This is a genomic window from Janthinobacterium sp. GW821-FHT03C08 (assembly GCF_059420905.1).
This window is the reverse complement of sequence record NZ_JBWKUP010000026.1, coordinates 39,065-47,032: the sequence shown is the minus strand read 5'-3', so window position 1 is coordinate 47,032 and position 7,968 is coordinate 39,065. Positions and strand designations below refer to the sequence as shown.

6 protein-coding genes are annotated in these 7,968 nt (G+C 65.7%); all 6 read left to right on the top strand.

Annotation, left to right across the window (positions count from 1 at the left end):
* The first annotated feature begins 197 nt into the window (after positions 1–197).
* The 6 genes from AC07VL_RS26590 (at position 198) to AC07VL_RS26565 (ending at position 7,924) form a co-directional block, all read left to right on the top strand.
* Complete coding sequence (locus AC07VL_RS26590; protein WP_494808516.1) at positions 198–2,408, top strand: TonB-dependent receptor; 2,211 nt, start codon at positions 198–200, stop codon at positions 2,406–2,408.
* Between the two features lie 87 nt (positions 2,409–2,495).
* Complete coding sequence (locus AC07VL_RS26585) at positions 2,496–3,368, top strand: hypothetical protein (protein WP_494808515.1); 873 nt, start codon at positions 2,496–2,498, stop codon at positions 3,366–3,368.
* A 68-nt stretch (positions 3,369–3,436) separates the two neighbouring features.
* Positions 3,437–4,594 (top strand): sensor histidine kinase, encoded by a 1,158-nt coding sequence (locus AC07VL_RS26580; protein ID WP_494808514.1) that lies wholly within the window; start codon positions 3,437–3,439, stop codon positions 4,592–4,594.
* A gap of 128 nt (positions 4,595–4,722) precedes the next feature.
* Positions 4,723–6,177, top strand: coding sequence for a circularly permuted type 2 ATP-grasp protein (locus tag AC07VL_RS26575; RefSeq protein WP_494808513.1), 1,455 nt, complete (start codon positions 4,723–4,725; stop codon positions 6,175–6,177).
* A complete protein-coding gene (locus tag AC07VL_RS26570) occupies positions 6,171–7,115 on the top strand; it encodes an alpha-E domain-containing protein (RefSeq protein ID WP_494808512.1) in 945 nt (314 codons plus the stop codon). Before AC07VL_RS26575 ends, AC07VL_RS26570 begins: the two co-directional genes overlap by 7 nt.
* Positions 7,115–7,924: a transglutaminase family protein gene (locus AC07VL_RS26565; RefSeq protein WP_494808511.1), complete on the top strand. Its 810-nt coding sequence runs from the start codon at positions 7,115–7,117 to the stop codon at positions 7,922–7,924. The genes AC07VL_RS26570 and AC07VL_RS26565 overlap by 1 nt, the downstream gene beginning before the upstream one ends.
* The last annotated feature ends 44 nt before the right edge of the window (positions 7,925–7,968 follow it).

The following is a 7,968-nucleotide window of genomic DNA, read 5'->3' as shown; positions in this document are numbered from 1 at the left end:
AATAAAACGTTTCCATTCTGCGGCTTGCATGAGGTGCTCCCATCTGGCTGGTCCACTCGGTTAGACCTCAGCCATACGGTGAGTTCCCCTACTTGTCGAGGACAGAGCCTTTTTTTACCGCCGGTCGCGCCATTGCCCGCGCTTTCCGGCCGGGAGGAATATAATGATAATCATTCTCATTATTATCAGACAACACCATGCGCACCTTCCACCTCGTCCCCACTCCGTTCGCCCTGGCCGCCTTCCTGCTGGCCAGCGCCGCCGCCCATGCCCAGACCACCGCTGCCGCCGACGCGCCAACCATGCCGACCGTGGTCGTGAGCGCCTCGGCCGACGCCTCGGCGGAAGGCTTGTCGAAAGCGTATGCGGGCGGCCAGGTGGCGCGCGGCGGACGCATGGGCATCCTCGGTGCCGTGGACATGATGGCCTCGCCATTCGGCAGCACCAGTTATACGCAGCAATTCATTGCCGACCAGCAAGCGCGCAGCGTGGGCGACCTGCTGCAAAGCGACGCGGCCGTGCGCATGTCGCGCGGCTACGGCAATTTCCAGGAAGTGTATGTGATCCGCGGCTTCGCCCTCGATTCCGACGACGTGGCGTATAACGGCCTGTACGGCGTGCTGCCGCGCCAGTACGTCTCGCCGGAACTGCTCGAGCGCGTGGAAGTGTTCCGCGGCGCGAGCGCCTTCCTGAACGGTGCCGCGCCGGGCGGCAGCGGCATCGGCGGCGCCATCAACCTGATGCCCAAGCGGGCCGGCAACGCGCCCCTGACGGAACTGACGGTGGGCCTGGAATCGGGCGGCCACGCCTACGCGGCCATCGACGTGGCGCGCCGCTTCGGCGAAAACAAGGAGTTCGGCGTGCGCGTGAATGCCGCCAAGCGCCAGGGCGAGACGAGCATCGGGCGCGAAGACCACGACGTGGGCATGTTCTCCGTCGGCCTCGACTATCGCGGCCGCAACGTCCGCCTGTCGGCCGACGCCGGCTACCAGAACTTCGACCTGACGGCGCCGCGCCCGTCCGTCAACATCGGCCGCGTGACCACCCTGCCCGGCGCGCCGGACGCCTCGAAGAATTTCGCCCAGCCCTGGAGCTACTCGAAGGAACACGATGTCTTCGGCACGGCGCGCGCTGAGGTCGACCTGGCCAGGGACGTGGTGGCCTGGGCCGCATTCGGCAGCCGCTCGACGAAGGAATCGAACAGCCTGGCCGAACCGGCCTTGACCTCCGTCAATGGCGACGCCAGCGTGTACCGCTTCGACAATGCGCGCAAACAGGAAATCCGCACGGGCGAACTGGGCCTGCGCGGCAAGGCCCGGACGGGCGCCGTGCAGCATACGCTGGTGGCCAGCTGGTCCGGCCACTGGAACGAGGCGAAGAATGCCTACGCCATCAGCGACTATGCGGGCTTGCCGACGAATATCTACCGTCCCGTGGACGTGGCCATGCCGCCCACCCTGGCGGCGAACTCGGGCGGCGTGATGAGCGATCCCCGCCTCACGCAGCGCACCATCCTCAGCAGCTTTGCCGTGGCCGACACCCTGGCCTTCCTCGACGACAGCGTGCTGCTGACGGTGGGCGCGCGCCACCAGCAGATCAAGGATACGGGCTATGCCTACGGCACGGCCGTGCAGTCCGGCCCCACCTACGACAAGAGGGCCACCACGCCCGTGGCCGGCATCGTCTACAAGGCCAACAAGCAGCTTTCGCTGTACGCCAACTACATCGAGGCGCTGGTGAAAGGCCCCGTGGCCAGCGGCACCTATTTCGACGGCACGACGGACCAGCTGGTGAGCAACCATGGCGAAGTGTTTGCGCCCTATAAATCCAGGCAAAAGGAAATCGGCATCAAGTATGACGGCGGCCGGCTGGGCATGAGCGCGGCCCTGTTCTCCACGGCCAAGCCCCTGCCGGCCATCGTCGGCACGCGCGCCACCCTGTCGGGCGAGCAGCGCAACCAAGGCCTGGAACTGTCCGTCTTTGGCGCGCCCGTGGCGGGCGTGCGCCTGCTGGGCGGCCTGACGTGGCTGGACACGGAGCAGCGCGACACGGACAAGTCGCTCAACAACGGCAAGAACGCCATCGGCGCGCCGAAGATGCAGGCCAGCGTGGGCGGCGAATGGGACGTGCCCGGCGCGCCCGGCCTGAGCCTGAACGCCCGCGCCGTCTACACGGCGACGCAGTACGGGGACCTGGCCAACACCAAGCAGCTGCCCTCGTGGACGCGCCTGGACCTCGGCGCGCGCTACCTGACGCAGCTGGCGGGCCACGACGTGACCTTGCGCGCGCGCATCGACAACGTGGCCGACCGCAGCTACTGGGCTTCCGCCGTGTCTTCCTTCGATGCAGGCAGCCTCGTGCTGGCCGCGCCGCGCACGGTCGTCGTCTCGGGCAGCATCGCCTTCTAAGCGCCCGCCGCAGGCTGCCCTTTCCCGGGCAGCTTTTTTTCGCGTGCGCACCTGTGCCGCAGGGCGCGCCTGGGCGACAATGCCCGCATGAGACTCCCTGCCCTGTTGTTCCTTCTCGCCCTTGCCCCACCGGCAGCTGCCCAGCAGCAAGCCGCCTGCCCCTACGCCGCCTGGAAAAGCGGCTTCAAGGGCGATGCGCGGGCGCAAGCCGCGTGTTTGTTGCGCCCGGTCAAGCTGTATGCGCGCCTGGGCGCCAGCGCTCCCCTGCCTGACTTTCTCGACAGCCACGTGGGCCGGCGCACGGACATCGCCCCGGCCACGCTGCGGGCCTGGCTGGCGCGGCAAGGCATCGCCGAGGCGGACGCGGGCGGCGCCGTCGACGCCCCCCTGTCGCGCGCCACGGGCCGGCTGGCGGCGCCTGCGGCCCGCTATTTCGTCATCCACGACACGAGCTACCCGAATTTCCTGCTAGACCCCATTCCCGCCCACATCAACGACGCCGGCTGGGAATTCAACGACTTCAGCGTGCGCAATCCCGCGCGGGGCGGCGGGCCGAAAGGCCACGTCTACGTCAACCGCCTGGGCGACTCCGTGCAGGTGCGCGACTTCGGCACGCCCGGCTACGCCAGCAAGCTGGAAAAGGACAAGCCCTCGCTGACGGGCCTGTTCCTGCACGTGGAGCTGGTACAGCCGCGCAACTCCGTGCCCGGCGGCGGCAAGGGCAACGACGGCCTGGCGCCCGAGCCGGGTTTTACCTCCGCGCAATATGACCGCCTGGCCCTGCTGTATGTGGCCGCCAGCGTGCGCAAGGGCACGTGGCTGATCCCCGCCTTCCACGCCGTGCTCGACACGGGCTACGCAAATGGCCATGACGACCCGCAGAACTTTTCCCTGAGCGAGTGGTCAGCCTCGCTTTTCCGCCTGCATGCGGCCTTGCGGCAGGCCGATACTGGGCAATAAGGCGTTTCCCTGGCCGCTGATTTGGCGCATACTATTAAAAGCATAGCCATTCCTGTCAGGGAGTTCCGGTGAATATTGCCACTGATCATCACACTGGCCGCCAGACGCACGCGCGCCATCCGCTGCAGCGCGCACAGCGCATCTTTGCCATGCGCGACGCCGTCCTCACTGAATGGGAACAGCGCGTGCGCGCCAGCGTGCGGGGCGCGGACCAGCTGCTGACGCCCATACTCATCAATACCTTGCCAGCCTTTTTCGACAACCTGGTCGAAGCCCTCACGCCGGGCCACCCGCGCGAAAACGCCGCCAGCAACAGCAACGTGCCTGCCGTGCATGGCAATGAGCGGGCGCGCATGACCAATTACGGGCCGGAACAGGTGATCCAGGAATACCAGATCTTCCGCGACTGCTTTGCCGCCGTCGCGCATGAGTCCGGCATTACCCTGCGCAGCAAGGACTGGCAGGTGATCAACGCATCGATCGACTCGGGCATCCGGGAATCGATACGCGAATTCACCAGCATGCACGAAGGCTTCCGGCGCCGCATCGCGGCCGGCCTGTCGCACGATATGCGCAACCCGCTGGCCGTCATCAGCACCAGCGCCCAGTTGCTGCTGCGGCCGGCGGAACCGGAACGGGTGGTGGCGCTCGCGCACAAGATTGCCGAACACAGCAAACGGCTCGACAGCATGATCGAGGAATTGCTCGATAGCCTCAGCTACCACCAGGGCCAGCGGCTGCCGCTGGCCCTGAGCCAGTTCGACGTGCTGCCCCTGGTGCAGGCCGTGGCTGGCCAGGTCAACCTGCAGCGGCCCGACAAATGCCAGGTCAGCGGGCAATCCGTCACCGGCTGGTGGTGCGAGAACTCGCTGCGGCGCGCGCTGGAGAACCTGCTGGGCAATGCCATCAAGTACGGCGACGACGCGCCCGTCAGCGTGCACGTGGAAGCGGTGCACGAACGCCTGATCATCACCGTCCACAATGGCGGCCACGCCATCGCGCCGGAACAGGCCGAACGCATCTTCGACTACCTGCGCCGCGAGAACGACAGCGCCACGCCGGGCTGGGGCATCGGCCTGCCCTTCGTGCAGAGCGTGGCCGAAAGCCACGGCGGCAGCATCGCCGTCGACAGCGCGCCCGAGACGGGCACCAGCTTCATCTTCGACGTGCCCGTCGACTGCCGGCCCTTCGTCCCGCCCGCTGGCGTCCCCAAGAGCGACAGTTAGCGCACCAGATCGGTGCAAAAGACGGTGCGACGCCACAAAAGTGGTCATATTTACACCGGTTCGTGCCTGGCCTGTTGGCACGCTTCCTGCTGAGCTATACCCAGACACGGCTCAAGGGAAATCACAACATGGCAAATTTTTTCAATGAAATGACTGCGGATGAAGTGGGTACGGACAGCAAGGTACGTGAACACTATCGTGAATTCAGCAGCTGGCTGGCACAGCAATCCCCCGAGACCATCGCCCGCAAGCGGGCCGAAGCCGACCTGACGTTCCGCCGCGTCGGCATTACCTTTGCCGTGTATGGCGACGATGCCGGCACTGAACGCCTGATTCCCTTCGACACCATCCCCCGCATCATCCCCGCCGCGGAATGGGCGCAGATGCAGACGGGCCTGGTGCAGCGCGTGCAAGCCTTGAACATGTTCATCCATGATATTTATCATGAGCAAAACATCATCAAGGCGGGCATCATTCCCGCCGAGCAAATCTACAAGAATGCCCAGTACCGCCCGGAAATGCAGGGCATCGCCGTCGCCTCCGACATCTATGCGCACATCGCCGGCGTCGACATCGTGCGCGCGGGCCAGGGCGAATTCTATGTACTGGAAGACAATCTGCGGGTGCCGTCCGGCGTGTCCTATATGCTGGAAGACCGCAAGATGATGATGCGGCTGTTCCCGGAACTGTTCGCCCGCAACCGCATCGCTCCCGTCGACCATTATCCGGACATGCTGCTGGATAACTTGCGCTCCGTCGCGCCCATGGGCGTCGATGACCCCACGGTCGTCGTCATGACGCCGGGCATGTACAACTCCGCCTACTTCGAACACGCCTTCCTGGCCCAGCAGATGGGCGTGGAACTGGTGGAAGGCAAGGATCTGTTCGTCAACGACAACTCCGTGTACATGCGCACCACGCGGGGACCGAAGCGCGTGGACGTCATCTACCGCAGGGTGGACGACGATTTCCTCGACCCGCTGGCCTTCCGCTCGGACTCGTCCCTGGGCGTGCCGGGCCTGCTGTCCGTCTACCGCGCCGGGCGGGTAACGTTGGCGAACGCCATCGGCACGGGCGTGGCCGACGACAAGTCCATTTACCCTTTCGTGCCCGACATGATCAAGTTCTACCTGTCGCAGGAGCCGATCCTCAACAATGTGCCGACGTACCAGTGCCGCAAGGCGGCCGACCTGTCCTACGTGCTGGCGAACTTGCCGAAACTGGTCGTGAAAGAAGTGCACGGCGCGGGCGGCTACGGCATGCTGGTGGGGCCGGCGTCCAGCCTCGCGCAGATCGAGGATTTCCGCCAGCGCCTGCTGGCCAATCCGGGCGGCTACATCGCCCAGCCGACCCTGGCCCTGTCCGCCTGCCCCACGTATGTCGAGGCCGGCATCGCGCCCCGTCACATCGATCTGCGTCCGTTCGTGCTTTCCGGCAAGACGATTTCCATGGTACCGGGCGGCCTGACCCGCGTGGCCCTGGGCGAAGGCTCGCTGGTGGTCAATTCTTCGCAGGGGGGCGGCACCAAGGACACGTGGGTGCTGGAACCCGCATCATCGGAAGAAGGAGAAAAAACATGCTGAGCCGTACCGCCGATCATTTGTTCTGGATGGCCCGCTACACGGAGCGGGCGGAAAACACGGCGCGCATGCTCGACGTCAACATGCAGACGTCCATGCTGCCCCAGTCCGAGCAGGACGCGGAGCAAGGCTGGCGCGCCACCCTGGGTATTTCCGAGCTGCAAAGCGCGTACGACCACCAATATGGCCGCTTCCATACGCGCGACGTGCTCGACTTCATGGTGCGCGACCCGAACAACCCGTCGTCCATCCTCGCCTGCCTGACGGGCGCCCGTGAAAACGCCCGCGCCGTGCGGGGCACCCTGACGACGGAAGTGTGGGAAATCCAGAACGCCACCTGGCTCGACATGCAGAAGCGCCTGAAGAGCAATCTGCTGGAATCGGACCCCAGCGCCTTCTTCGAATGGGTCAAGTACCGCTCGCACCTGTCGCGCGGCGTGACCCTGGGCACCATGCTGAAGGACGAAGCGATTCACTTCATTCGCCTCGGCACCTTCCTGGAGCGGGCCGACAACACGGCGCGCATCCTCGACGTGAAGTTCCACGGCGCGCGCGACACCTCCAAGGACATCACCCAGCGCGACTTTTACTACTGGGCGGCCCTGCTGCGCTCGGTGTCCGGCTTCGAGATCTACCGCAAGGTGTACCGCGACGTGATCACCCCGGAACGGGTGGCGCAATTGCTGATGCTGCGCGGCGATATGCCGCGTTCCCTGCTGGCCTGCATGGATGACGTGGTGGAAAATTTGAAACATATCCGCAACGATGTATCGGCCGATACGGAGCGCTTCGCCGGCAAACTGCATGCCGAGTTAAAATTCGGCCATATCGACGACATCATGAAGGCCGGTTTGCACCATACCTTGACGGAGTTTCTGGAAAACATCTATGAGCTGGGCAACCGCGTCAGCCGCGACTTCCTCGTTCCCCTGGCGGCCTGATGCAGCTCACCATCCGCCACGAAACCCATTACGCCTATAGCGCGCCGCTGGCCTACACGATACAGCAGCTGCACCTGACGCCGCGCATCGAGCCGCAGCAGCGCGCCCTGTCCTGGCACATCAGCACGCCGGGCCAGTGCCACGCCTATACGGATGCCTACGGCAACCTGTCGCACATGCTGACCATCAACGGCAGCCATCAGTCGCTGAGCCTGGTAGCGCATGGCGTGGTGGAAACCATCTACCCGCACAAGGGACGGCTGAACCTGGTCGACACCTTGTCGCCGCTGTTGTTTACCATGCCGACGCCCCTGACGCAGGCGAACCCCGCCATCGTGGAACTGACGGCCGCCAGCCTGCCGGACCGCCGCGTGACGGCGGGCACGGGGCATCTGCTGCGCCTGGCCGAGCACATCGTCGGCAAGGTGGCCTATGAAAGCGGCGCCACCATGGTCACGACCACGGCCGGCGACGCCCTGGCCCTGGGCCGGGGCGTGTGCCAGGACCACGCCCACCTGTTCCTCGCCTGCTGCCACGCCTGGGGCATCCCGGCCCGCTACGTGTCCGGCTACATCGATCCGGGCACGACGGGCCACGCGGCCAGCCACGCCTGGGTCGACGCGTGGACGGAAGACACGGATTTCGCGGGCTGGGTCAGCATCGACGTCACGCATGCGCGGCTGATGACGGATGCGTATTGCCGCCTGGCCATCGGGCGCGACTACGATTCGGCCGCGCCCGTGCGGGGCGTGCGCCAGGGCGGCGGCACGGAAACCCTGCACGTGGACGTGCAGATCGTGCCCGTGTAAACACGCCAGGAACGAGGCTGGCCGGGCCTTGCGGCGCGATGAGC